Raw genomic sequence first — 25,120 nt, 5'->3', positions numbered from 1 at the left:
GCCTGAAGCTTGAGCAAAAGCGATGACATCTAGTAAGTATCTGACTGGTCCCAAAACCCGCACTTATGCGCCTGGGAAAACCGTCCGGACACCATCTTTGCCTCAGGCAGAACAAAGGTCATTACGTTGTCGGTACCCGGATCGTAGCGTGACCACGCGTGATCGGTGCTCGCCAGTTTGGCGACGTTGGTGAAGTAACTCACCATCTGGTCGGAGAGTTTTTCCTGCATCGGGTTGAGCTCAACCTGCACGTTGCCGACGCCGCGGAACCCTGGAAAGACATAGGACAGCTCGTAAGTGTGAGCGGCCAGCATCGGGAAGGTCGTCGGGCCGACATACGACGGCGCCGTGCGGTCACTGAACTCGTAGGCATACACGGCCATCTTGTCACTTAGCGCCCGGCTCATGGCGCGGCCGGTGCAGGCGAACAGGCTGTCGGTTGCCGCAGCCGCGAATGCTTCGCTCGGGCTGTCGTAGTGCGTGGCCGGGTACTCTTGCATGACCCTGGGGGCAAGCGTCTGGCCATACATCCGCTCGATCTCGACAGGGTAGTCCGCGTCAGTCATCGCTTTGCCAGTCAACAGCTCAGGCAACGCCACGAAGAAACGGCCCTCGTCGCGGGTGCTTCCGTTTATCAGCGTTGCCTGGTTGATCTTGCCTTCACGAAAGGCATCTGCCGGATGGATCGGCACAACCCGCCCATCGATCACAAATTCATTCAGGGCAAAGGGCTGCTGGGCGTCGAGAATGCGTTTGGTCGGTACCGCACGCAGGCATGCTGCGTCGCCATTCTCGCAGCCGACTGCTTTGGCAAAACCCTGTCCCACTGCCCGCGCAACGTTCAGGGGTTGCGGCGCGCCGAAGGCCGGATGCCGCGCCATGATGCCGCCCCCGCTCATCGCGACAGCGTGCTGAAACAGCCCGGCGGAGCCCGGCGAAGCAATGTGCGCCATGACGCTGTTGCCACCGGATGATTCTCCTGCAATGGTCACGTTGCCAGGGTCCCCGCCAAAGGATGCAATGTTGCGTTTGACCCATTGCAGGGCTGCCTGTTGATCCATCAAGCCGTAGTTGGCGAAGTCGTGGCCCTCTGCATCCAGGGCGGGGTGGGACAAAAAGCCGAACACGCCCAGCCGGTAATTCAGGGTCACCACCACGGCATGCCCTTCAATCGCCAGTTTGCTCGGGTCATAGTCACCGCCTTGCCCAACCTGAAGCGCGCCGCCGTGTATCCAGACAAACACCGGCAGCTTGCGGGTTCCGGTATCTGCCGGATTTCGGTAGACATTGAGGTACAAGCAGTCTTCAGTCCCCCCGGCGCGGGCAAACACTCCAAGGTCGGCGTTTTGCGCACAACTGTTGGCCAGTGCGTTGGCCTTGATCGGCGTTGTCCAGTTTTTCACTGGCTGGGGCGGCTGCCATCGCAAGGCACCTACGGGAGGCTCGGCGTAGGGAACCCCTTGCCATGACTCAACTCCGTCATGCAGGGTCCCGACTACGGCGCCGGACGCGGTGGACACCCTTAGCGGTGTGTCCGCATAGCTCGCCGAGCATGCAACAGCGCCGACCGCCAACCCCAATACCGCGAGGATACGAGACGGCCTGGTTTGCAGTTGCAGGGCGCGCCACCTCATGCTTTGGCACCCGCGCGCAAGGCAGCATCCAGCGCTTCGTTCGCGCGCCTGGCATTTTGCGGGTCCACCTGTTCATGCAGGGTTTGCGCAAGCTCGCGCAATTGGCCCTCGGTCAATCCCACGTTCATGCTGATGCGCATATGGGATTGCAACTGCGCCTCTGCGCCGGGAATGGCGGCCAGCATCGACACGGTGGCCAATTCCCGCAGTTGCCAGGTGACGTTGTCCCGTTCGAAGATAGCGCCGAACAGGTGGGCTTTCAGGTATTCGTCAACGGCCGGCGCAAACTCGAACAGCGCGCCTTTGACCGGTGTGCCGACCAGTTTGGTTTGATTGGCAGTGCCGGCATTCAACAACTCAGTGCCCGTCGCAACAGGCTTGCTCGGCTCACGACCTGGCTCATCCTGCACGCCACGGGACTTTCGCGCCTCGGTGACTTTCATCAATTCAGCCAGCGCGTTAAGGCTCCTTGGAAAGCCTGCGTAGGGGTACACCTGCACGAGAATTTCCTTGGCCTCATTCACGCTGACACCTGCATCAAGCGCGTCATTGAGGGCAATACTCAGCTTGTCGATGTGCCCAGCCGCCGCGAGGGACGCCACGGGTATGATTGCGCGCTGCTGCGCGGTAAGCGGTGCGGATGTGTTTTTCGATACCCTCATGTTGCTCGATACCTCGGCAGTAGCTGCAGGCTGGTAGATGGCTGCGCTTAACCCTACAAGCGCAAAGAGCAGGGCAGGCAGCCTGTGGCGGTTAGCGGGTGCTGTATTGGTCGTCACTGACTTTCTCCATCCATTCGACGTTGGCCCCATCGGGCTGCGTGGCCGTTACGGCCAGATGAGTCATCGCTGTGCCAGGCGTTGCGCCGTGCCAGTGTTTGACGCCAGGAGGGCAATACACGACGTCGCCGGGGCGGATTTCCTGAACCGGCTTGCCCCATTCCTGAGTGAGGCCTACGCCGGAGTGAACCACCAGCCGTTGCCCGGCAGGATGGGTATGCCACGCCGAGCGCGCGCCGGGTTCGAATGTGACCAGCGCCCCGGAAGTGTTGAGCCCGCCGTCAGCCGGCCACAGCATGTCGATGCGTACCTGGCCGGTGAAGTTGGCGGCAGGCCCTACCATGGACGCCTGGCTACCGACACGCGTGATGTGCTGATTCGCTTTGGAATCAGCGGACGCCTCGGCGCCGGCGAATGCGCCGCCGGTTTCGAGTGCTGCGGCGCAGAGCGCTGCCTTGAGCGTGGACTTGAGCATGATCAATTCCCTCTTCTGGTGTGAAATTCAACTGTAGGGACTAATCAACTGTTTGATAAGATCGTAAAAACCGCATGTAGAGGTGTACGAAATTCACCAATGGCCAGTCCCAACCTGAACGATCTCGCGGCGTTCATAGCCGTTGCTCAAGAGCGCAGCTTTACGCGCGCAGCCGCAAGGCTTGGGCTGTCTCGCTCGGCCTTGAGCCATTGCATTCGTGGTCTGGAGTCCAGGCTGGGCACACAGTTGCTGATTCGCACCACGCGCAGCGTGTCGACCACCGACGCGGGCGCGCGGTTGTTGAACGTGATCGCGCCCAGGATCGACGAGATTGAACTGGAGCTGGGGTCTATCAGCGCAATGCGCGACAAACCGGAGGGGACCGTTCGAATCACCGCAAACGACCATTCCATCCAAACCGTACTCTGGCCCCGATTGGCGCCGTTGCTGCGCGACTATCCCGATATCCATATTGAATTAAATGTGGATTATGGTTTCACCGACATTGCGGCTCAGCGGTTCGATGCAGGCATACGGCTTGGGGACAATATCGACAAGGACATGATCGCCGTACGGATCGCGCCGGACATGCGCATGGCCGCCGTGGGTGCGCCCGCGTACCTGGCCGGCAGGCCACCGCTGCTCAATCCACGGGAACTGACCGAACACAGCTGTCTCAATCTGCGCCTGCCCACTTACGGAAGCCTCTACGCCTGGGAGTTTGAAAGGGACGGCCAGAGCATCAACGTGAAGGTTCAAGGTCAGGCGACGTTCAACAACGGCTACCTGATGCTTCAAGCGGCCCTCGATGGACTCGGGCTGACGTACGGGCCACTCGACATGGTGCAGCCGCATCTAGACAGCGGGGCGCTGGTGCCCGTGCTTGAGGACTGGTGGCCGGTGTTTCCGGGCTACCATCTTTACTACGCGAACAGGCGACAGATTTCTGCGGCGCTTTCGTTGGTCATCGAGGTCTTGCGCACCCGCTGATGGCAGGTTCAGGTGTCGTCGCCGAAACTGGAAGTCCTTTTCCGCGCTTCCTCAGACGTTACAACGTGTCGATCTCCACCTCGACACCGAGCGAAAGGCAGCCCAGTTGCTCGTAGGTGGCGCTGGTGATCATCAGGTGTTTGGACAGCACCAGAATATCTCTCAGGTACTGTTGGAGCCGGGAGCTTTCAAAGATCGCCGTGCCACCGCCGAGTGCAAACATCGACTGGACCACCTCGACCGAACTGTCGACGGCAAAGGTCGTGGCAAGCCTGACGGCGCAGCGGTTCTCAAGGGTGGCCGGCTGCGGATGCTGCGCCTGGCGCCATGCGGTTTCAATGGCATCGAGAAAGAAGACTCGGGACGACAACAGCTTGGCCTCAGCCCTGGCGACCGTTATCTGATGAACCTGCAGGTGCGACGCGGTCTGTTTTTTGATGCCTGCCTTTATCTCATTCGAGATTTTTTTCAATTCATTGATCGCGGCATCGGCAAGGCCCAGTGCCACGGCCGCGATGCCCAGGCCGAGCAGTGCGAACAGCGGGAATCGGTACAGTGGCGTGTCACAGTGTGGGTCGGTGAACAGGCATGTACTGTACTGCTCGGGCACGAACTCATCGAGCACTTCAAACTCGCTACTGCCGGTGCCCTTGAGGCCAAAGGCGGTCCAGTTGTCCAGCAGCCTAACTTGTTCGCGCTTGAGAATGATCGACTGCAACCGTGGTTTTCCGTTGGGTAACAACTCCGGCTTGCCCCCCTCGCTGATTATCACGCAGCCGGTGATCATCAGGTCGGCGTTCACGGCGCCAGATCCCCAGCCCCATTTGCCGGTAACACGAAACCCGCTCACGCCATTTTCAACCGTACGAATGGCGCGACCGGTTGGCGCATAGGCACCCGATATTTTCACCGTGCCAGGGCTGAACAGTTCGTGGGCAACGTCAGGCGCAAGGTAAGCGGAGACGATGCAGGAGGCGCAATGGATATAGGTGCACCAGGCAACCGAGGCATCGCCTTTGGCCAGTTGTTCGATCACCTCAACGAAAGTCTGCGGGGCACACTCAAGCCCGCCGAACTGTTCAGGCACCATCATCCTGAGAAAACCAGCGGCGCTCAGGGCATTCACGATATCGGGTGGGAGGTTTTTTCTGGATTCAATTTCCAGCGAGCGCGGAAAAATTTGCTCACTCAGGGATCGGGCCAGGTCGATCAGCAAAGGTTTTGTCGTATTCAAAGTGTTCCCTCATCTATAAACCTATGATTTATAAAAGTAATGGCGTGATAACTGCAGGACTCCGGGTTTAACCAAGCCCATGAATCTAGCACGATAGGGCGCGTTACGACCCAGAACATGCTGCATATAGTTATGCATTAAGGTTATTTAAGAAAATTTTTATATTCCGGTATGTTCTTTGTGGCGTAGTAGTGCGAGCTTTTTATTCTATTGATAGTGAGTTCGTTTTTTGAACACCAGCAATGGCAAGGCTGAACCATGAATCAAATCACCATGCATCACGACGCTCAGCCTTTCGACGTTTCACCTGTGATAGCGGGCGCGCCGAACAGTGAAATTGTGACGCTTGCCAACCTGGGCAAAACGTATTCGTCCAGCAATGGACCGATCACGGCGCTCAAGAATATTAATCTCGGCATACAACAGTCGGAAATCTTCGGAATTATCGGTCGCAGCGGTGCGGGAAAATCCACGTTGATTCGCACGATCAATCGGCTCGAAAGATTGACCACCGGGACGGTGAAGATCAGCGGCATCGACATTGGAGCATTGGAGGGTAGGGCGCTGGTGGATATACGGCGCAAGATCGGCATGATTTTTCAGCACTTCAATCTGCTCTCTTCCAAAACCGTGTTCGAGAACCTGGCACTGCCTCTAAGAGCCAGTGGCGTGAAGCCTGACCTTATTCGTGAGCGCGCCGCGAATCTACTGGAGCTGGTTGGGCTGTCGGACAAGGCCAGGACTTATCCCTCTCGACTCTCGGGTGGGCAGAAACAGCGGGTGGGTATTGCAAGAGCCTTGATGTTGAATCCGGATATTATTCTGTGCGATGAGGCAACCAGCGCGCTGGACCCCGAATCCACGGTTTCAATTCTGGCGCTGCTCAAGGATATAAATAAAAAAATGGGCATCACCATTATTCTTATTACCCATGAAATGAGCGTAATACGAAACATATGTGATCGCGTGGCGGTAATTGAGGGCGGTGAGATCGTGGAGTCCGGCCCTGTCTGGAAAGTGTTTGGTCTGCCTCAGTCCGATGCTGCCAAAGCGCTGTTGAGATCGCCGGGCGACGCCAGCGGCGATGACAATTGCACGCCACACTACGAAGGCACGGACAAAACCCTGCTTAAACTGACCTATTCGGGCGAAAGCGGTGAGTTTCCGAAATTGGAACTGATAACTCGCGCATTGCAGGGCGATGTTGAGTTGGTTCATGCGGCCATTGACGTGGTTCAGGGAAGGCCTCAGGGCACGCTGTTTTTGGCGACAAGTTCCAACGCCGTACAGGTGCAAGACTTTCTGAAAAGAGAGGGATTATTCAGCAAGGCCGAGGTACTGCCCAATGTCTGAATACATGTTGGCGGCGCTGTGGACGGCCTTCGTGGATACCCTGGTGATGGTCAGCATATCGAGCGTTATCGTCTGGTTCGCGGGAATCGGTCTGGCGCTGATATTGGTGACAACAACGGCTGGAGCGATATTTCAGGCGCTCACATTAAATCGTCTGTTGGGCGGGGTAATTAATGCGTTTCGCGCCGTGCCTTTTATTATTTTGCTGGTTGCCTTGATTCCGCTGACCCGATTTCTCACCGGCACAACCATTGGTATATGGGCCGCCATTGTGCCGATTACCATCAGCGCCACACCGTTTTTTGCGCGTGTCGCAGAAGTCAGCTTGCGAGAAGTCAGCAGCGGGGTAATAGAGGCCGCCGAGGCGCTTGGATGTGAGCGTAAAGACGTGATTTTCCGGGTTCTGCTACCCGAGGCGATGCCTGGCATTATCGGCGGTTTCACTATCACGGTGGTCGCGATGATCGGTGCCTCAGCCATGGCAGGCGCCATTGGCGCCGGAGGGTTGGGCGATCTTGCGATCAGATATGGCTATCAACGCTACGACACCGTGGTCATGTTCAGTGTCATTGCGATCCTTATTGTGTTGGTGGGGGGTATCCAACTTGTCGGCGACCGGATCGTGGCTTATTTACGCGCCCGGTAGTTGCCGACAATCCATCAAGTACGTGTTAGAGCGAGTTTGCCAATGCGAAGAGCTGCCCCCTCTCAAGGTTTTTCAAGGCTGTTCGATGACGCGCGGCCGCCGGGATATGCTGCGCTTGAAGAACAGTGGACATTTGATCCGGCCCGTCATCTGGCAATGGAACAGCCGGCCAGGGTATATGACCTGGAGGAGTTGGGTTACACCCGTGCGCAAATCGCAGAGTGTCCATCTTCCCTGGCGATTACCACGCCTTTCAGATTGCTTAGCGAAGAAGGCGCCAAGGCGTTATTGCAAGTAACACGGCAGTTGGAAGTGCATGCAACTTCAACTGCGCGGATTCCCAGGATGGTCCGGGGCGGGGTTTATAGATCGCGGTTCCTGCACGACTTGTGCAACTGTCCGATCCTTGCGGAGTTTTTTTCCGACATGGCCGCAACAACACTGTTGCCGCACACCATGCCGCTGCAGCTGGGTCATATCAACTACCAACCGGATGACATCGCGCGGGCCACGGACAAGTGGCATTGGGACGGTGTCGGCTTCGACTACGTTGTGATGCCGTCTGATCCGGCTGCGCTGGAAGGCGGGGCATTTGTCTGGTTCAAGGGAACAAAGAAGGAAGGCATTTCGCTGTTGGAAAAAGACGGCGATATCGTGGGTGACAAACGCGTGGAGTGCTCGTTTGCGCAGCCGGGCTTCGCCATCTTTCAGCAGGGAAACATGGTATTGCATCGAGTGAATAAGCTGACCACGCCGGCCGAGCGCATCACCATGGTCAATGCCTATATTTCTCCGAATGTTCACTTCGAAGATGTTTCCAGATTCAAGGATTTACAAGAGGCTGATCCGGCATTTGTGCTGAATTCGGAATGGGCAAGGCACAAGGCGTGGATCTCCAGAACAAAAATTGAACAACTATTGGCTAACTTGCCTTACACCACGGACAAGACCTTCATTATTCGCGAGCTTGAACACGTAATTTCCGACATTCAGGGGGCTATCGAGGATATTTCTTCGTCCGGCGAGGCGAAGGGCATCTATTTCGGCGACTGACTATTTATTACTTGAGGGTTTATAGATGAACAGCTTTATCAAAACGGGTTTATTCGCCGCCTGTCTGAGTGTGTTGGCAGGGTTCAGTCAGGCGTCGGTCGCCGCTGACCGCAAGGTCGTTGTAGGCATCATGAGCGGGGAAGAGGAGGAGGTTTGGCAGACGGTGGCCGAGGTCGCGGCGAAGCAGGGGCTGATTGTCAAAACGGTTTCTTTCAATGATTACAATTTGCCCAATGAAGCGCTGGCCAATGGTGATCTGGATGCCAACGAGTTTCAGCACAAGCCTTTTCTGGATAACCAGATAAAAGTGAAGGGCTATGAGATTGTCCCCGTCGGCTATACCGCTGTCTGGCCGATTGGGTTGTACTCCAAAAAATTTCGCACGCCTGCCGAGTTACCCCAGGGCGCGGTTATCGCCATTCCAAACGATCCCAGCAACGAGGGGCGCGCGCTGAGATTGTTGGAGTTGGAAGGGTTGATCAAGCTCGATCCAGACAAAGGAATTTTAACCACGCCGCAGGACATTACAGAGAACGTGAAGGGGCTTAAATTCAAGGAACTCGATACGGGCATGCTTGGCCGAGCTATCGATGATGTGGACGCGGCTGTTATCAATACCGACTGGGCGTTGAAAGCAAGCTTGAGCAAGAAGGAAAAGATCGCATCTGAACCTGTCGAGAATAACCCTTACCGGTGTTTCATCGCCGTGCGCAAGGGCGACGCCAATGCGCCGTGGGTGCCCACGCTGGTCGCAGCCTTCCAGACTGAGGCTGTTCGTGACGTCATCCTGAAAGTCTATGGCGGGGCCGCCGTTCCTGCATGGTGATTGAAGCATGTGGCTCAAGCGTCTGCACAGCGCGCAGGCTGGGCGAAGCTGATTACTTGAGTCTACGGTTATGCTCAAAGGTATTTCAAGCGAGGCCGTTAAGCCGTTTACCTTTAGGTCATAACTCGTTACGACAAGTGGTCCAGATGCCCGACATAGCCAAATCCTTTCTGCCACTCTTACGAGCGGGGCATCAAGAGTATGGCGGCCTTGTCCACCAGGGCCTGATTGCTCGGCATGACCTTCATCGGCAGTTGCGATCCGGCCCTGCGCTAAAGGGATTACAAGGTGTCGATATCTACTCCCACGCCAATTGAAATGCACCCCGGTAGTTCGTGGGTTGCACAGATCACGGCGTCAGGTCAACGAACGTATACTTGCCAGTGATCTGGATGTGCTGACGCAGACTCATTACAAAACCCTGATCACGTTGCTGGGTTGAGTCACTAGTATTGGGGGAACGGTAGCGACAGGAGCCAAGCACTGAAGGCGCGCAGAGACAAGAGATTCTGGTAGCGATTCGCGTAGATGAGGTAGTAGCTGCGCCCGCTTTCCAGCGGTTCGAACAAGGCCACGAGCTCGCCACTTTGCAGCTCATCCTGCACCAGGATTTCGGGCACCAGCCCGATGCCGATCCCCGCTGACACGGCTTGAATCAGGTGAGCCGTGAGCTCGAAACTCGGGCCCGCACGCATGGCCTTGTGGTCGATGCCTTGGCTGTCAACCCAGTCAGACCAGGCGCTGGGCCTTGATACCACATTTAGCAATGACTGCTCGGCGACGTCCCGAGGCGTCATTGAGCGGTACTCGGGCAGCGCTATCGGGCTGGCAATCACCACCAACTTTTCAGTCAGCAATGGATGTGAAATGAAGCCCGGCCAGTCTCCAGAGCCCACACAGATGATGGCGGTCATGTCGTGGGCGGAAGACTGAACGTCTTCGCGAATGATCCTGGAATGGATGTGGACCATAATCTCCGGGTGTTTCGCGTAGAACTCATGCATCCGCGGCAGCAGCCATTTCGAGCCCAGCGTCGGTAACACTGCCAGGTTCAACGGCCCGCCGTCATTCTTGAATGCAATGGTCTGCAGAGTTGCGCTTCGTATACGGCCCAACGCGGCGGCCAACTCGTGCTGGTAGAGGGCACCGGCAGCGGTCAGTTCGATTTTTCTGCCTTCACGCCTGAACAACTCGATTTCAAGTTGAGCTTCCAGGGTTTGCACCTGCCGGCTGACCGCGCTTTGGGTCAAGGCCAGCTCTTCGGCGGCCTTGGTAAAACTGCAATGCCGTGCGGCAGCCTCAAAGGCAACCAATAACGACATGGAGGGGGTCAGTCTTCTGGGGTTCATTCATAAAGCTCATGCAAAACCAACGGGATTTACGTTTGTCATTAAAGCCTCCGGCAGCAAAACTTGATAAAGCCATCTGCTACTGCCCAGCGCGCTCTGTGCTCAGCATACGTAGTTTGAATGTATAGATCAGCTTTTCGCCTGCAGGAACTCTCTCATGATTGCGCGGTTGTCGTCCCCGAAAACTCAGAATACGACCTATGAAGCCTTTTTGGGCGCGCTCCATGCAGCCGGTTTTCAAGGTGAGATCGCTCGTCGGTACGGCGACCGGACGGTACTGGCTACCGACAACTCCATTTATCAACGCCTGCCTCAAGCCGCAGTGTTTCCACTCGACGAGCAGGACGTGGCGATTTTGTCACGGCTGGTGGCCGAGCCTGCACATAGTGCGGTGGTGCTCACGCCACGGGGCGGCGGTACGGGCACCAACGGGCAGTCACTCACCGAGGGTGTGGTGGTAGATCTGTCCCGTCACCTGAACAAGATTCTCGAAATAAACGTCGAAGAACGCTGGGTCAGGGTTCAGAGCGGTGTCGTCAAGGATCAGCTGAACGCGGCGCTCAAGCCTCATGGACTGTTCTTCGCGCCCGAACTCTCGACCTCGAATCGCGCGACCATTGGCGGCATGATCAACACCGATGCGAGTGGCCAGGGGAGTTGCACCTACGGCAAGACCCGCGATCATGTGCTGGAGCTTTCGACGGTTCTGCTCGGGGGGGATCGCCTCACCAGCGCCCCCGTCGGCGTGGAGCATTTATCGGCACTGACAAAACGTAGTGACCGGATAGGGGAAGTCTACCGGTGTGCCGTGGACATCGCGGATAATCAGGCGGACTTGATCCGCGAGACGTTTCCCGCACTCAATCGCTGCCTGACGGGCTACGATCTGGCGCATCTGCGCGAAACCGACGGGCAGTTCAATCTGAACAGTGTTCTGTGCGGCTCCGAAGGGTCACTCGGATTCATTGTTGAAGCCAAATTAAACGTCCTGCCTATCCCCAGATACTCCATTCTGGTCAACGTTCGGTACGCCGGATTCATGGACGCCTTGCGCGACGCCAAAGCGCTGATGGAAATGAAGCCCCTGTCGATCGAGACCGTGGATTCCAAAGTGCTGATGCTGGCGATGAAAGACATTGTCTGGCATGGCGTTGCTGAATATTTCCCGCAAGATCCGGATACGCCAACCCTAGGCATCAACCTCATTGAATTCAGTGGCGACGATGAAGCCTCGGTGCAGCAGCGTGTTCACGACTTTGTGCTGCACCTCAAGCGCGATACCTCAGTGGTTCGGTTGGGGCACACGCTCGCCATCGGCGCTGACGCCTTAAAGCGTGTTTACGCGATGCGCAAGCGTGCCGTCGGGTTGCTGGGTAATGTTAAAGGCGAGGCCAGGCCGCAGCCATTTGTCGAAGACACGGCGGTTCCGCCGGAAAACCTGGCTGATTTTATCCTCGAGTTTCGCGCGTTGCTCGACAGCTATGACCTGCAATACGGGATGTTTGGCCATGTCGATGCAGGCGTGTTGCACGTGCGTCCGATCCTCGACATGAAAGACCCGGCACAAGCGGCCCTGGTCCGGCCGATTTCCGATGCGGTCGCGGCCTTGACGCAAAAGCACGGAGGGCTGCTGTGGGGGGAGCATGGCAAGGGCTTGAGGTCGCAGTACGTACCTGAATATTTCGGTGATTTATACCCTGCGTTGCAAGCGCTCAAGGCGGCCTTCGATCCACGCAACCAACTCAATCCAGGCAAGATCGCCACGCCGAAAACCGTCCCGGCTGCTCGATTGACGCGCGTTGACGAAGTGCCATTGCGCGGCGAACTGGACCGCAGCATTGATGAGCGCGTCTGGCGAAGCTACGACACAGCCCTGCATTGCAATGGCAACGGTGCGTGCTACAACTTCGATCCTGATGACGCAATGTGTCCCTCCTGGAAGGCGACGCGTAATCGTATTCACTCGCCTAAAGGGCGCGCATCGCTGGTCCGTGAATGGCTCAGATTGCAAGGGGAGCAGGGCGTCGATGTGCTGGCGGTCAATGAACCTGCACCGCTGAATGTGGCCCGCCGCGCGGTGAACAGCCTTGCGCAGAAGCTGGGGCAGCAAGATTTTTCCCACGAGGTGTATGAGGCGATGAGCGGTTGTCTGGCCTGCAAGTCATGCGCCGGCCAATGCCCCGTTAAGGTGAATGTGCCGGAGTTCCGCTCGCGCTTTCTTGAGCTCTATCACAGCCGCTATTTGCGCCCGCTCAAGGATTATCTGATCGGCTCGCTGGAATACACGGTGCCCTATATCGCCAGGATGCCGCGTTCATACAATGTTGTGATGAGTGCGCGACCGGTGCGCTGGTTACTCGAGCGAGCCGCCGGAATGATCGACAGCCCGCTACTCAGCCTGGTGGATTTTGCGGCTGTCTGCCGGCGATGGGATGTGCAGGTAGCAACGCCTGAACGGCTTGATGCGCTTTCAGATGAGCAGCGAAGAAAAAGCGTCATTCTCGTTCAGGACGCGTTCACGCGTTTTTTTGAAACGCCGCTGTTGGTTGATTGGGTGGAGCTGATCTCGAGGCTCGGTTACACGGTGTACCTGGCACCTTATGCGCCTAACGGCAAACCGCTTCAGGTGCAGGGTTTCCTGAAAGCGTTTGAGAAGGCTGCCCACTTCAATGGGCAGTCGTTATTCAGCCTTCAGCGCTATCAAGTTCCACTGGTGGGGCTTGACCCCGCGATGACCCTGGTCTATCGACAGGAGTACGCCAAGACCCTTCAACCAGGCAATGCGCCCCAGGTAATGCTGGCGCAGGAATGGCTGCTGGACGCGTTACCGGAAGTTGAAACCGCGCAGGAGAATGAGCCCTATCACTTCCTGCCCCACTGCACGGAAAAAACCAATGAGCCTGGCAGTATCGGCCAATGGCAAAAGATTTATGAACGCTTTGGGCTGACGCTTCTGGTGCAGGCAAGCGGTTGTTGCGGAATGTCGGGTACTTACGGACATGAGGCGCGAAACGCCCAAACCTGCGACACGATCTACGGGCAATCCTGGAAGCGGCTGATTGGGAAATTCAACCAGACGGGGCGAGTGGTTGCCGATGGTTATTCCTGCCGCAGCCAGGTTAAGCGCCAGGAGGGCGTGCAGATACTCCATCCTTTGCAGGTTCTGTTAGCGCGTATGAAGGCGCTATCGCTGGAGGGCATCTAGAGGACGAACACACGTAAATAGATGTGTGACTTCGCATAACAAAAAATTATCACGGTATGATATTTAATGTCTTGTTGTTTTTGGCTACTTTTGCTCTGATGCAAAAAAATGTTATCTACTGCTGTGATAATAACTATAAATAAAAGTGCGATATGCAGAGTGATGGTTTTTGCCCGTGCATATTTGGCGGGCAGGGTGCTGGCGCATCTGCATATATCCAAGCCATCCTGGTTTCTTAGTGCGTAGAAAGGCCTGGGGTGTCTGGCGAGGAGTAAAATGCGATGAAAAATCTGGAGGCGGCTGGTCCTCAAACTGTCGGATTTCTTTTGTTGGATAATTTCACTTTAATCTCACTGGCGTCAGCATTGGCACCGTTACGCATCGCAAATCAGCTGTCTGGTAGACAATTGTATCGTTGGCTCACACTGAGCGAAGACGGTGGTCCTGTAAACGCCAGTGCAGGTTTGCAAGTTACTCCCGACGCCAAAATGAAAGATGCTTCAGGCCTCAATATAGTAATTGTATGCGGGGGCGTGGATATTAAAAGCTACGTTGCCCGGGAACATATGCACTGGTTGCAGGACCAGGCTCAACAAGGATGCAAATTAGGTGCGGTGTGCAACGGAACTTGGGCTTTAGCCAAGGCCGGATTATTGAATGGCCATAAGTGCAGTGTTCATTGGGAAAGGCTGGTGGCGATGCGCAAAGAGTTCCCTGAATCAGAAATGACTGCGCGCCTTTTCTCTATCGATGACGATCACTTAACCTCGTCGGGTGGTCTTGCTCCACTCGACATGGTACTGCACATGATCAGAAGTAAACATGGGCGTGATCTGGCAGTGGAGATTTCGGCGGAACTTGTACACGAACGGATGCGAAGTGATCACGATGGTCAACGGGTACCCCTTAAGCATACGCTTGGGACGAATCAACCCACGTTGCAAGCGGCTATCATATTAATGGAAGAAAATTTGTCATTGCCTATTGAAATCAGCGAGTTGATTTTTAGATTAGGCGTTTCACGTCGTCGACTGGAAAGGCTGTTCAACAAGTATTTGGAGTGTTCACCCTCGCGCTATTACCTCAGGCTGCGTTTGTTGAGGGCGCATCAGCTGTTAAAGACAACGTTAATGCCATTGATGGACATAGGTTATTTGTGCGGCTTCGCCTCCATGCCGCAATTTGCGAGAAGCTATCGTGGGTGTTTCGGGGTAGCACTTCACGGCGAGCGTGCTTCGGCGTTGGCTCTTGCTCAAGAGCTGCATTTAAACAATGGGAGATATAAGTCTGGTGTGGCGCTCAGCATCGCTAGAAATGAAGAGTCCTTTGCCAGCATGAAAATTTAAAAAAGAACGTCAGGATCACTACGTGAGACGCTTGGCACTGCCGCCAAGCGCCTGCCGGGGGATTTAAAAGGACGCTACCGGATCGCCGAAGATGCCTTCTTCCGGCACGACGCCGAGGCCAAATCCTTGTGGGCGCTTGATGTGGCCACCTTCTATGCGGATACCATTTTTCGCATCGAAGTTACCCTCGATCATGGGCGCTGCGATCCAGACGCCCTCCAGCAGTTCAGGTGCAACGGTCGAGCCGATGTGGGTGCAGGCGGCGGCCATCAGATCTCCGCCCCATGCGTCGTCACAGGTATGGGGTAAGTTGCGTGCGGCACAGATATCACGGAAGGCGCGCATCGGATGCAAGCCACCCAGTGCGGTGATCTTCATGCCGAAACCATCGACCAAACCGGTTCCCGCGACAGTAATTGCCGTATTGATACTGGTGCAGCTTTCGTCCATGTACAGGGCGTGGCTGATCTGCGGGCGGATTTTCTGGAAGTCTTCAATGGTTTCGCAGGGTTGCTCCAGAATGAACGGGACGTGCGCGCACTCCCTGCAGAGCCTTAACGTATCGCGGGTGTTCAGACCGCGATTGGCATCCACGGCCAGCTTGATGCGTGAACTGCCCACGGCTTCCCACACCTTATTGATCGCGGCGATATCTTCCTCGATGGGCCGGCCACCCAGTTTCATCTGCAGGCGCGGATAACCCTGGTCGCGTTTGTCGATGGCGAGGCGAACGGACTCCTCGGGATCGGTGATCCCAACCACGGAATAGGAGGGCACGCGATCAGTCAGGGCGCCGCCCAGAAGGTCCGAGACGCTGAGGCCCAGGTGCTTGCCTAACAGGTCGTGCGCAGCGATATCGATGGCTGCTTTAGCGTAGTTATGCCCCTTGAGTAATTTGTCCATGCGCCGGTGCAACGGTACGGGCAGCAGTTCCGTGCCGATCAGCCCTTTGGCCATTTCGGTCAGCGCCGCTACCGCACCCAGCGAATGTGACTCGGCGTAGATTGGGCCAACGGGGCAGGTCTCGCCCCAGCCAATCAGCCCATTATCGGCAACCAGTTTGACCAGGGTGGTGGTCAATGAATAGACCAGCCGGTTGGCCATTGTATAGGGCCCATCCACGACGGGTAGTTCGTGGGTGTAGAGATGGATGCTGGCAATTTTCATAGGTTTACCTGCGGAATGATCAACACCAATTTGCCGATGTGCGCTTTGCTCAGAAAGTCTTCCTGAGCTTGATGGATTTCACTTAGCGGATACGTTTTGGCTACAGCTGGACGTATTTCGCCCGACTCGACGTACGAAATGAGATTGGTAAACACTTCGTCGTCTTGAAACGTGCAGCCGTAAAGCGTCAGGTCTTTGAGGTAGAGCGTTCGAAGATCGATCTCCGAGATCGGGCCAGCTATTGCGCCGGCGATGGCATATCGACCGCCAAGACGCAGTACGCGTAAAAGGTTTGGCCAATCATCACCACCCACCACGTCAACGACCACGTCCACTGAGTTCTCGCCCAGTACCGATATCAGGTCGACGCCGCGATCAATGATGCGATCAGCACCTAACATCCTGACCTCCGCTGCTTTGGCAGCAGAGCATTGGGCGATTACCGTTGCGCCACGACGTTTGGCTAGTTGGACGGCGGCAGAGCCCACGCCTCCCGAGGCGCCGGTGATCAGGACTGTTTCTTTGCCAAGTTTAAGTCGGTGCAGCATGTTTTCTGCGGTGGAATAGGAGCAGGGGATCGATGCTAGTTCTGCATCGGACCAGTCGCATTCCACCCTGAGGGTCTCTTTGGAGGGGGCAACCGCAAACTGTGCAAATCCGCCGTCGCATTCGCTGCCGAATGTCCAGCATTCATAAGGCCTGTAGTTCACATAGGTACGCAAAAGATTGCTGACGATCACGCGTTCGCCAATGCGCGAGTCTGCAACGCCTTGCCCAACGGCCACGATGTATCCACAGCAGTCGGCACCTTGAATGCGTGGGAACTCCAGGGCTGCACCCGACCAGGAAGCATCATCGCCGTTCACGCTGTCGAAGCCGGTGGCGCCGCCAGCGCCGGTGTCGCTGCTGATCGACTTGGAGTACCAGCCAATGCGGGTGTTGATATCCGTATTGTTAACCGCAGAGGTGCGGACTTGAATGAGTACCTCTCCGACACCGGGTTGAGGTACCGGTACATCTGTGCGGTATTCCAGTTGCTCCAGTCCGCCGAGCCCATTAAGTAACACGGCGTGCATTGTTGCGGGTAATGGCTGTGGCATAGGTCCCTCCCTACGGTGTGGTCAAATTGAAATTGTTGGAAACACCTGATGTAACAATGTGCGGCACGGGGTCTATGAGCCCCCAGAGTGCCAATAGTGGTTTGCGGGTTGACCGCATTGAATGCATCGCCGAGCGCGGATTGAAGACCATTCCTCCGGCCCCGGGGCTCCACCATCCGGCGTCTTCCCGATACCAATCACCTTCGGATAAAACGAGGTAGAACTCTGCAGGAGGATGCCGGTGGAACGGGTAATTCAGTTCCGGCGCCATGACGGCCAAGCCCAGGGTCATGGTTGAACATTCAAAGAGCCCACCCTTGCCAAACATCAAGGCATGCCGATGCCTGTCTTCAAACTCGACTTCATCGTTCCCCGTAGCGAATCGCTGGGTCCAGCGGCTGCTGGGAAGCAGGATTTCAAGCGTGGAGAGCAGGATTTCAAAGTCCCGATCAGGTCTAGGCGCATCTGAGAGCGCCTCAGCGAGGGTGGGCGCCAGGGAAGAGGGCAGTGCACTGCCTGAGAACGGGGCGAGGCCAATGTCCAATCGCGCGTAGCGTAAGGCTCGAATACATACCTCAGCCTGCTCCACGCTGCTGGCACCCGTTTGTGAATATCGGACAAGAATTCGCAGCAGCGCTTCTCGCAAAATCACCCCGTGCATCAAGAGTTCTTGTTCTGATAAACCACACGTGTAGTGCATGATTTCTTACCTCTTAGATGCCCCGACAGCAGCATGCGACATTGAGTGGCGTGAATAGCCCATACACGGGTTAAAGGGAATTAGACGTCATGGCGACTCTCTCGTGAGGGCGGATAACCGAAGTAGGCGCTGTAGCGTCTGCTGAAATGACCGGCTGAGACGAACCCGCACGCGATGGCTACATCAATGATGGCGAAGCGTGAGTTTTGTATCAGGCGCTGGGCTTCAGTGAGCCTCAACTCCAGATAGTATTTTTGCGGCGGGGTACCTATCTGAGCCTGAAAAAAGCGTTGGACCTGACGTCTGGAAAGTTTTACGCATTGCGCAAGGTGATCAAGGCCAAGAGGTTCTTCCAGATTGGACTTCATCAGTGTGATGACTTCTCGCAGCGGCGCGGTGACTGTCTGGTTTGGGGTGTCAGCGGTCTTTCGAAAGCGCGACTGGTCGTAATCGAGCACATCAAACACAGCGTCGGCCACCTTGTAATCGAGCGCGCTGTAGAGCCACTTGATCATGAGGTGAAATGCGCCCGCTGGGGTGGACGCGGTAAGTCGGTCTCGATCGATGACGACGGTGTCCAGTGTCACGGTGGTATTGGGTGAGTATTCGGCGAGCGCGGTGCGCTGATCTGCGTGAATGGCGCAACGATAGCCATCCAGCAGGCCGGCCTTGCCGAGGTACCAAGCGCCATTCCAGAGTCCGCCCAGCGCCACAGGCAGGCTGGCCAGCTTGTGCAGAAGGGTGGTCAACCAGTTTGGCATCGTTCGTGGAGTCCGCATGCCGCTGCAGATCACCATCAAATCAAGGTTTGCAATGCGGATGTCGGTCAACGGTGTGTCCGACCTGATGGGAATGCCCAAATCGCTCATGACTTCAGAGCTGTTGAGACTGAACGTATGGACTTTAATCGAGCCGGGGCGGACATGGTTCGCCGTCACCAATACGTCCAGGCACTGCGTGAAACAGGTCAGGGAAAAGTTGTCGAGCAGCAAAAAACCGATGTTCGACACTGACCTGGCATTAGGGAGCAAAGGTGTAAAGGGGGATCCAGCGTTCGGGGAAGTCACACTTAAATCCCTCTTGTTGTTTTGGGTTGAACGGCGCGGGTTGCCAACGTGATCGGGATGTTCTTTTAAGTGGTAAACATCCCGACGCATTGATCGTTAACGCGCGTTGGCAGCGGCTTCAGCTTCAGCCATGCGCTGGCTCATCAAATCGCAGTACCAGTCGACGAATTGACACACGCCGTTCTCCACCAGGGGGGAATACGGACCAGGTTGATAGGCGGGCGAAGTCACCCCAATCTGTGCACCTTCCACCAGGCTTCGATCCTGATCGTTGGTGGCCATCCAGACTTTGGTGAGGCGCTCGATATCGTAGTCCACGCCTTCCTGCGCATCCTTGGGTACCAGCCATTTGGTGGTGACTACGGTCTCGCCTGGCCCCTTTGGCAATACCCGAAAACTCAGCGCGTGATCCCCAAGAAAATGGTTCCACGTCGATGGATAGTTGAAGTAAAGCAGTGCGCCGATATTGTCGACGCCACTGCGATCCATGCGTCGATTAACGGCAGGTTTACCGTCCAGGGTGTAACTGCTCGCGCCGTGGTCGAGCGGTATGCGTGTCATACGAAACTGTCCGGCGGGGTCCATCACCAGGCGACTGGCCAGGCCGCCCGCCTCGCAAGCATCCCAATAGGCGGTCATTTCCGGGGCTTCCTCACCGCCGATGCCTTGTACCGATGGGAGCTCGGTATATGACTGGAGTAATTCGGGGTGTGTGCCGTCGCAGTGGTAGCACTCGCGATTGTTTTCGAACACCAGTTTCCAATTACCTTTCTCGACCAGATCGGCCTCGAAGGCGACTTTGCAATCTTCCAAATGGTGAGGGCCAATAAACGGCGCGACGGCGTTTCGGAAATTTTCGAAGTCGGGCGCTTGTTTCGCGACACAGACGTAAATGTAGCTGTGCACGACTTCGCAATGCGCAGGCAGCAAGTCATGCTCCGCCGTATTGAAGTCCGGTCCCATGTTCCCGGCATACAGAAGCCTGCCGTCCAGCTCGAATGTCCATTTGTGATAAGGGCATACCAGCTTTGCCACCTTACCTTTGTCTTCGGTACAGACTTTCGATCCGCGATGACGGCACGCGTTATGAAATGCGCGGATGTTGCCGTCCTTGCCGCGAACTATCGTGATCGGATAGTCGCCGATCTGCAGCGTCAGGTACTGGCCTGGTTTTTCGACCTCGAAGGTGTGGCCCGCAAAGATCCACTCCTTGTGCCAGATGTGCTCCAGCTCCTGGCGATACACGTTGGGGTCTGCATAGGCTGCGCCGGGAAGGCCATGTTGGTGTTTACGTTGTTTGATCAGATCTAAAACCGCGGTGTTCTGAAGCATCTTCTTATGCTCTCCTCGGGAGGGGGCTTTCTCGTACTAACCGTATCGCTGACGGCTTGATCACGGGCACGCTGGAAACGAACGGGCTACTACGTGTAGGCCAATTCGGATAACCTGCCGTTGATCACACCGATTGATAGGGGACGGCGGTGCCTTGCGGTCAGTCTAGAGCGAGGTCGTCGGACTTAAGAATCGATATTTTATAGGGGCTAATGATGATCTATTGTTATGGTTAAGCAGACTGAGCCCGATCAGACGCTGATCAAGATGCCGTCATTGCGTGCTGTAAAAGCGTTTTTGGCCGCCGCCAAATATCAAAATTTCACTCGGGCCGCTGAAGCGCTGTGTGTCACCCAGGCTGCAATCAGCCGTCAAATCCGTGACTTGGAAGACCACCTCGGAACCGAGCTTTTCGACCGGGCGGGGCGGGCGGTCAAGCTGACCGATGCGGGCTCCAATTTTTATGACGTGGTGCAACTGTCGTTCAGCAGCATCGCCCAGGCAGCGGAGCGCATGCGCAGTAACGCAAGTTCCAAGCATGTGGTCACACTGTGCTGTTCGCCGGCCTTCACCCATTTTTGGTTGGGGTCACGACTTCCCGAGTTTTTTGCCGCCCATCCTGAAATCGACGTCAACCTGGTGGTTACACAAAATTTCCTGTCCTTCGAGACGGGCGTTCATCCAGACATAATCATTTGCAAAATGATGAAGAGTCATGATGGTTATCACAGCCACCCGTTGGTCTGTGACGTGATTTATCCGGTGTGTACGCCGCTTTACCTCGAACAACACCCTGAGGTGCAACGCCTTCAGGGGATTCGTGATGGCGCATTGCTCAATCTGAGTCCGTATGGGCGTTCGCAAGTGGCCGAGCATGTGGACTGGAGCGGGTGGTTGGCCCATCACGATGTCGACCTCAAAGACCGACCGAGTACAGCCCCGCATTTTTTCAATGCCAATGACTACAATCTGCTCGTTCAACTGGCATTGAATCATCAGGGCGTGGCTCTGGGCTGGCATTACCTTGTAGCGCCCCTGGTCGAAAAAGGCCTGCTGGTGCGGCCCGTCAAAGAAAAGCTGGTACACAAGGAAACCCTGCACTACCTGAACTTCAACGAAGAAAAAACCCGCGACCCCAGCTGTTGCAAGCTGCGTGACTGGCTTATGGAACAGTTCGACAGTGGATTGCTCGAAAATCCTGACTGCTGCGATGCATAACCTCAGATCATCAATTGCCCAACCTAAAAGTTGCTGTGTCTCGACCCCGCTTGTCATTATTCTTTCATCACAAACGTTGAACACAAAATGCATGTGTCGAGATGAAGAGTGAAGATGATTCGTTAGTTGTCCATTGCTTAATTCGCAACAGGCGTGTTGGCAATAAGAGTGTTTGCACTTTTGTAATTTAAAGTGCAAGTGCGACCCGCCGGTAGTAGTAAGCCTGGAACTGATCTGGTCAATGGGCCTAGCCTTCATCTGTCTGCCTACGTAGAGAGAGTTAGTGTTTTCGCAAGGGCGGCTTGGTGCGCCTCGAAGGCTAATTTTTCACGCTCACTGCATTTGGCTGATCATGGTCTGCGTGAACTTTCCAGCAAAGAATAAGATGAGGTTTAAATCAATGTCCGCATTCGCTTTTTCCGGTATCAATCTGGCGATCACTACTCCGTTTGATGCGCAGGGCAAAATTGATTATCCCCGTTTTGAACAATTGATTGAGCGTTACATCGCGGCTGGTGTGCATGGATTTGTACTCAGCTCGGGTACGGGCATGCACGTTTACCTGAGCAAAGAAGAGTCCAAGCAACTGGTGGCGTTCGGCTCCAAGGTCATCGGCGGGCGGGCGCGCGTGATCGTCCAGACGTCGGCCTTGCTGGTCGAAGACGTCGTGGAGCGCACCCGCCATGCAGCCGACTGCGGGGCCGATGGCGTCATGGTGCTGCCGCCGTTTTTCGAAGGCCCTACGGATGATCAAGGGATCATCGACTTCTATTCCTCCGTGTCCGAAGCCGGGCTGCCCATCATCGGCTACAACGTGCCTCAGGCTGTCGGTGTGGAAGTGACGCCGTCGCTGTTCCGGCAGTTGAGCGAAATTCCCAACTTTGTCTCGGTGAAAGACAGCAGTGGCGACCTTGCCGCGCAAGCATCGTTGATTCGTACGGGCTTGCCGACCATGAATGGCGCTGATCCCCTGGTGCCGTACGCACTTTTCGCCGGTGCTGCTGGGTTGATTTGGGGCGGTGCCAATATGGCCCCACGCGCTTGCGTGGCAGTGGTCAATGCGGCCCTGGAGCAGGACTGGGCTCGTGCCCGGGAGCTGTGGCGCGCAGTGGAACCGGTGATGTCGTTGATCTGGCAGGGCGACTATGTGCAGTCCGTTTACGCAGGTGCTGAAATTACCGGCTATGGCGCAGGGCATCCACGTCGACCATTGGCGCGTTTAGCGGCTGACAGGGTCGGTGCGCTCCAGGCGGCTCTGCAGCCATTGATCGATCTTGAGTCAGCACTCGCCTGACGACGTGGGAGCCAAAGTCATGTACGTCGCCAGTAAATTTCCGAAAAACAGCAGTCGATCTGCGTGGGTTGAAATGCTTGCGCCTCGAAACCCCACGTTGTCGCTGCAGGGTGACGTGCGCGCCGACGTAGCGATCATAGGTGCTGGCTTTGCGGGGTTGTCTGCCGCAAGGCGGCTATCCCAACTGGACCCCACGTTGCGCGTTGCTGTGCTGGAAGCCGGGGTTGTCGGAGAGGGTGCTACCGGGCGCAATTCGGGGTTCATCATCGATTTGCCCCACGAAGTCAGCTCGGAGGACTTCGGTGATTCGTCGACAGAGCGTGCCCGCCGGGATATTACTTTGTACCGTACAGCGATCGGCCTAGCCACGGACATGGCCCAAGAGTTTGGTTGGGGGCGTGAGATCCTCGATCCCTGCGGGCGCTACAGTGTGGCCATCAGTCAGAAAGGCGACGCGCACATTTCCAGCTATGCCCAGCAGTTACAAGGGTTAGGGGAGTCCTTTGAGACCCTCGACGCCAAAGGTATTTATGAAGTGACGGGCAGCCGTCTCTACACCTCGGGCCTGTTCATGCCGGGCACGGTGATGGTGCAACCGGCGGCCTACATCCGCGCCGTCGCCGATAGTCTGCGCGCCCCCGCGACGTTGTTTGAAAACTCTCCTGTACAGTCGTTCGAAAAACAGTCTGGTCACTGGTTGTTGAAGACTGCGTCAGGTTCCGTCACCGCCAAGCGCATCATCCTTGCCAACAACGGCCATGCACAGAGTTTCGGCCTTTTTCCCGGGCAGATGCTGCACGTTTTCACGTATGCATCGATGTCCGAACCCTTCGATCACCGCCGTCTGAGTGGAAAGCGTGATTGGGCTGCGACCCCAGCTTTGCCAATGGGTACTACAGTTCGTCGTGTGAGCAGCGCGCAGGGTGACCGCATCTTGATTCGCTCGCGTTACTCCTATCACGCGGGATTGGAGATCAATGAGGGGCACGTTCGAAGCGCCGGCCGCGTACACGACCACAAGTTTGCAGACCGCTTTCCTGAGCTTGTCGGGCTGAAAATGCAGTATCGATGGGGTGGTCCCATGGCATTGACGTGGAACAGCGTGCCGATTTTTGGCGAGATTGAGCCGGGTTTGTTCGCCGCGTGTGCGTGCAATGGCCTGGGCGCCTCGAAGTCCACCGCGGCCGGTATCGCTGCGGCGGAAGCGGCGTTAGGCATGAAGTCTCAGTTGGTTCAGATACTTTCAGGCTATGACGCGCCAAAAAGCCTGCCGCCTCAGCCGTTTTTGAGTCTGGGCGCCAAGGCTGACTTGAAGCTTCGCGAATGGCGTGCAGGGCGAGAGTAAGCAGGCATCGCAGGTACTGCAACTGGCCAGGAGATGACCCAACGTACCGTTAACAAGCATTGCGTATTGGAAAACAAGTTTAACAATCACGAACGCAATATCGCCCAAGAAATGGCGATCACTCAACCGCTGCAGGGGATACACCATGAAGACGATTTGGAAGGCGATGTTCGCTTTACTGATGGTGATAGGCACCAGTTTTTCAGCTCAGGCCGAAGACAAGACCATCACCATGGGCACGATGGCTTGGGAGGACTTGTCGCCGATCTCCCTGATCACCAAAAAAGTGTTGGAAGACCAAGGCTACACGGTGAAGCTCACCGAGTTTTCCGAGTGGGGTATCGCCCACGCAGCGCTTGGAAAAGGTGATATCCAGTTGCTCGTTTCGCAAGCGAACTACCTTGCCCAGGACTATTGGGATCGCGGTAAAAACCGTTATGAGAAAATCTCGCCTGTTTCCCATGGCTTGTATCAAGGCATCGCGGTGCCGAGCTACGTAAACATAGATACGATCGAGCAGCTCAATGAGAACTCGGCCAAATTCGGCGACAAGGTGATCGGTATTGAACCCGGTGCTGGTTTGATGCGCAGCACCAGCGAAGCGATCAAAACCTATGGCGTTAAACTTCAACTGGTTGAAGGCAGCACCGCCGCGATGACGGCGGCACTGAAGTCGGCCATTGATCGCAAGGAGTGGATCGCGGTCACCATGTGGGACCCGTCCTGGATGACTCAGAGGTTTGATCTCAAGTATCTGGCTGACCCTAAGGGTGTCTATCCTCCGTCGCAAACCTATTACTGGATCGGTCACAAAGGTTTTTCCGAGGCTAACCCTCGCGCCCGAGAAACGATCGCCAGTGTTTTCGTCCCTATTGCGGATATCAAAGCAATCAACGGCGACATCAATGACGGAAAGACAGTGGTTGAAGCTGTGAATATCTGGATCTCCAAACACGGTGATTTGATCCAGCGTTGGGAAAATAACAAGAAAAATTAACACCGGTATT

At 56.0% G+C, this 25,120-nt stretch carries 21 protein-coding genes; 11 read left to right on the top strand and 10 right to left on the bottom strand.

The window, feature by feature from the left end:
* Positions 1-29 precede the first annotated feature (29 nt).
* From OPU96_RS00320 to OPU96_RS00310, 3 genes are read right to left on the bottom strand one after another with little or no spacing between them, the layout of a single operon-like run.
* Positions 30-1,634, bottom strand: coding sequence for a carboxylesterase/lipase family protein (locus OPU96_RS00320; protein WP_498558469.1), 1,605 nt, complete (start codon positions 1,632-1,634; stop codon positions 30-32).
* Complete coding sequence (locus OPU96_RS00315; protein WP_420712896.1) at positions 1,631-2,446, bottom strand: carboxymuconolactone decarboxylase family protein; 816 nt, start codon at positions 2,444-2,446, stop codon at positions 1,631-1,633. Before OPU96_RS00315 ends, OPU96_RS00320 begins: the two co-directional genes overlap by 4 nt.
* Positions 2,388-2,888 carry a (R)-mandelonitrile lyase gene (locus OPU96_RS00310; protein WP_267863993.1) on the bottom strand — a complete coding sequence of 167 codons (501 nt, stop codon included), beginning with the start codon at positions 2,886-2,888 and terminating at the stop codon, positions 2,388-2,390. The genes OPU96_RS00315 and OPU96_RS00310 overlap by 59 nt, the downstream gene beginning before the upstream one ends.
* Before the next feature lie 99 nt (positions 2,889-2,987).
* Between OPU96_RS00310 and OPU96_RS00305 the strand changes: the two genes are divergently transcribed.
* Entirely contained in the window at positions 2,988-3,878 is an 891-nt protein-coding gene (locus OPU96_RS00305) for a LysR family transcriptional regulator (RefSeq protein ID WP_498558468.1), read from the top strand.
* Between the two features lie 58 nt (positions 3,879-3,936).
* Here OPU96_RS00305 and OPU96_RS00300 read toward each other — a convergent pair whose 3' ends face one another.
* A complete protein-coding gene (locus tag OPU96_RS00300) occupies positions 3,937-5,094 on the bottom strand; it encodes an acyl-CoA dehydrogenase family protein (RefSeq protein ID WP_498558467.1) in 1,158 nt (385 codons plus the stop codon).
* 276 nt (positions 5,095-5,370) lie between these two features.
* On the opposite strand from OPU96_RS00300, the gene OPU96_RS00295 reads away from it, so the two are divergent.
* The 4 genes from OPU96_RS00295 to OPU96_RS00280 are packed head-to-tail and all read left to right on the top strand — an operon-like array spanning position 5,371 to position 8,990.
* Complete coding sequence (locus tag OPU96_RS00295; protein ID WP_267863996.1) at positions 5,371-6,465, top strand: methionine ABC transporter ATP-binding protein; 1,095 nt, start codon at positions 5,371-5,373, stop codon at positions 6,463-6,465.
* 4 nt (positions 6,466-6,469) lie between these two features.
* Complete coding sequence (locus OPU96_RS00290) at positions 6,470-7,111, top strand: methionine ABC transporter permease (RefSeq protein WP_420712898.1); 642 nt, start codon at positions 6,470-6,472, stop codon at positions 7,109-7,111.
* Between the two features lie 42 nt (positions 7,112-7,153).
* The gene (locus OPU96_RS00285) at positions 7,154-8,164 is read left to right on the top strand and encodes a HalD/BesD family halogenase (protein WP_267863998.1); all 1,011 of its coding nucleotides are present in this window, start codon (positions 7,154-7,156) and stop codon (positions 8,162-8,164) included.
* A 25-nt stretch (positions 8,165-8,189) separates the two neighbouring features.
* Positions 8,190-8,990 (top strand): MetQ/NlpA family ABC transporter substrate-binding protein, encoded by an 801-nt coding sequence (locus OPU96_RS00280; protein ID WP_267863999.1) that lies wholly within the window; start codon positions 8,190-8,192, stop codon positions 8,988-8,990.
* Between the two features lie 446 nt (positions 8,991-9,436).
* Here OPU96_RS00280 and OPU96_RS00275 read toward each other — a convergent pair whose 3' ends face one another.
* On the bottom strand, positions 9,437-10,339 hold the full coding sequence (locus OPU96_RS00275; protein ID WP_267864000.1) for a LysR substrate-binding domain-containing protein: 903 nt from the start codon (positions 10,337-10,339) through the stop codon (positions 9,437-9,439).
* A 157-nt stretch (positions 10,340-10,496) separates the two neighbouring features.
* Between OPU96_RS00275 and ydiJ the strand changes: the two genes are divergently transcribed.
* Both ydiJ and OPU96_RS00265 read left to right on the top strand, forming a co-directional pair.
* The gene (ydiJ, locus tag OPU96_RS00270; RefSeq protein ID WP_498558466.1) at positions 10,497-13,544 is read left to right on the top strand and encodes a D-2-hydroxyglutarate dehydrogenase YdiJ; all 3,048 of its coding nucleotides are present in this window, start codon (positions 10,497-10,499) and stop codon (positions 13,542-13,544) included.
* A gap of 281 nt (positions 13,545-13,825) precedes the next feature.
* Positions 13,826-14,890, top strand: a complete 1,065-nt coding sequence (locus OPU96_RS00265) for a GlxA family transcriptional regulator (RefSeq protein ID WP_267864002.1) — start codon at positions 13,826-13,828, stop codon at positions 14,888-14,890.
* 63 nt (positions 14,891-14,953) lie between these two features.
* On the opposite strand, the gene OPU96_RS00260 is transcribed toward OPU96_RS00265, so the two are convergent.
* From OPU96_RS00260 to OPU96_RS00240, 5 genes are all read right to left on the bottom strand, one after another.
* Positions 14,954-16,057: a mandelate racemase/muconate lactonizing enzyme family protein gene (locus tag OPU96_RS00260; protein WP_267864003.1), complete on the bottom strand. Its 1,104-nt coding sequence runs from the start codon at positions 16,055-16,057 to the stop codon at positions 14,954-14,956.
* On the bottom strand, positions 16,054-17,157 hold the full coding sequence (locus tag OPU96_RS00255) for an alcohol dehydrogenase family protein (RefSeq protein WP_267864004.1): 1,104 nt from the start codon (positions 17,155-17,157) through the stop codon (positions 16,054-16,056). Before OPU96_RS00255 ends, OPU96_RS00260 begins: the two co-directional genes overlap by 4 nt.
* Positions 17,158-17,167: 10 nt before the next feature.
* Entirely contained in the window at positions 17,168-17,857 is a 690-nt protein-coding gene (locus OPU96_RS00250; protein WP_267864005.1) for a dimethylsulfonioproprionate lyase family protein, read from the bottom strand.
* An 80-nt stretch (positions 17,858-17,937) separates the two neighbouring features.
* Positions 17,938-18,867: a GlxA family transcriptional regulator gene (locus OPU96_RS00245; protein ID WP_267864006.1), complete on the bottom strand. Its 930-nt coding sequence runs from the start codon at positions 18,865-18,867 to the stop codon at positions 17,938-17,940.
* 153 nt (positions 18,868-19,020) lie between these two features.
* Positions 19,021-20,256: an aromatic ring-hydroxylating oxygenase subunit alpha gene (locus OPU96_RS00240; protein WP_498558465.1), complete on the bottom strand. Its 1,236-nt coding sequence runs from the start codon at positions 20,254-20,256 to the stop codon at positions 19,021-19,023.
* Positions 20,257-20,484: 228 nt separating this feature from the next.
* Between OPU96_RS00240 and OPU96_RS00235 the strand changes: the two genes are divergently transcribed.
* From OPU96_RS00235 to OPU96_RS00220, 4 genes are all read left to right on the top strand, one after another.
* Entirely contained in the window at positions 20,485-21,474 is a 990-nt protein-coding gene (locus OPU96_RS00235) for a LysR family transcriptional regulator (protein ID WP_267864008.1), read from the top strand.
* 400 nt (positions 21,475-21,874) lie between these two features.
* Complete coding sequence (locus OPU96_RS00230) at positions 21,875-22,768, top strand: dihydrodipicolinate synthase family protein (RefSeq protein WP_267864009.1); 894 nt, start codon at positions 21,875-21,877, stop codon at positions 22,766-22,768.
* Between the two features lie 19 nt (positions 22,769-22,787).
* Entirely contained in the window at positions 22,788-24,113 is a 1,326-nt protein-coding gene (locus OPU96_RS00225) for an NAD(P)/FAD-dependent oxidoreductase (protein WP_498558464.1), read from the top strand.
* Positions 24,114-24,258: 145 nt separating this feature from the next.
* Complete coding sequence (locus OPU96_RS00220) at positions 24,259-25,110, top strand: glycine betaine ABC transporter substrate-binding protein (protein ID WP_267864011.1); 852 nt, start codon at positions 24,259-24,261, stop codon at positions 25,108-25,110.
* The last annotated feature ends 10 nt before the right edge of the window (positions 25,111-25,120 follow it).

This window comes from Pseudomonas sp. RP-B7, assembly GCF_059803535.1.
Note: the sequence above shows the minus strand (reverse complement) of the source record. Positions and strands in the feature narration are given on the sequence as shown.

Coding starts and splice junctions, on each gene's coding strand:
- OPU96_RS00320 (WP_498558469.1), bottom strand. CDS start 1,634: ATGAGGTGGCGCGCCCTGCAACTGCAAACCAGGCCGTCTCGTATCCTC.
- OPU96_RS00315 (WP_420712896.1), bottom strand. CDS start 2,446: ATGGGGCCAACGTCGAATGGATGGAGAAAGTCAGTGACGACCAATACA.
- OPU96_RS00310 (WP_267863993.1), bottom strand. CDS start 2,888: ATGCTCAAGTCCACGCTCAAGGCAGCGCTCTGCGCCGCAGCACTCGAA.
- OPU96_RS00305 (WP_498558468.1), top strand. CDS start 2,988: ATGGCCAGTCCCAACCTGAACGATCTCGCGGCGTTCATAGCCGTTGCT.
- OPU96_RS00295 (WP_267863996.1), top strand. CDS start 5,371: ATGAATCAAATCACCATGCATCACGACGCTCAGCCTTTCGACGTTTCA.
- OPU96_RS00290 (WP_420712898.1), top strand. CDS start 6,470: ATGTTGGCGGCGCTGTGGACGGCCTTCGTGGATACCCTGGTGATGGTC.
- OPU96_RS00285 (WP_267863998.1), top strand. CDS start 7,154: ATGCGAAGAGCTGCCCCCTCTCAAGGTTTTTCAAGGCTGTTCGATGAC.
- OPU96_RS00280 (WP_267863999.1), top strand. CDS start 8,190: ATGAACAGCTTTATCAAAACGGGTTTATTCGCCGCCTGTCTGAGTGTG.
- OPU96_RS00275 (WP_267864000.1), bottom strand. CDS start 10,339: ATGAACCCCAGAAGACTGACCCCCTCCATGTCGTTATTGGTTGCCTTT.
- ydiJ (WP_498558466.1), top strand. CDS start 10,497: ATGATTGCGCGGTTGTCGTCCCCGAAAACTCAGAATACGACCTATGAA.
- OPU96_RS00265 (WP_267864002.1), top strand. CDS start 13,826: ATGAAAAATCTGGAGGCGGCTGGTCCTCAAACTGTCGGATTTCTTTTG.
- OPU96_RS00260 (WP_267864003.1), bottom strand. CDS start 16,057: ATGAAAATTGCCAGCATCCATCTCTACACCCACGAACTACCCGTCGTG.
- OPU96_RS00255 (WP_267864004.1), bottom strand. CDS start 17,157: ATGCCACAGCCATTACCCGCAACAATGCACGCCGTGTTACTTAATGGG.
- OPU96_RS00250 (WP_267864005.1), bottom strand. CDS start 17,857: ATGCACTACACGTGTGGTTTATCAGAACAAGAACTCTTGATGCACGGG.
- OPU96_RS00240 (WP_498558465.1), bottom strand. CDS start 20,256: ATGCTTCAGAACACCGCGGTTTTAGATCTGATCAAACAACGTAAACAC.
- OPU96_RS00235 (WP_267864008.1), top strand. CDS start 20,485: ATGGTTAAGCAGACTGAGCCCGATCAGACGCTGATCAAGATGCCGTCA.
- OPU96_RS00230 (WP_267864009.1), top strand. CDS start 21,875: ATGTCCGCATTCGCTTTTTCCGGTATCAATCTGGCGATCACTACTCCG.
- OPU96_RS00225 (WP_498558464.1), top strand. CDS start 22,788: ATGTACGTCGCCAGTAAATTTCCGAAAAACAGCAGTCGATCTGCGTGG.
- OPU96_RS00220 (WP_267864011.1), top strand. CDS start 24,259: ATGAAGACGATTTGGAAGGCGATGTTCGCTTTACTGATGGTGATAGGC.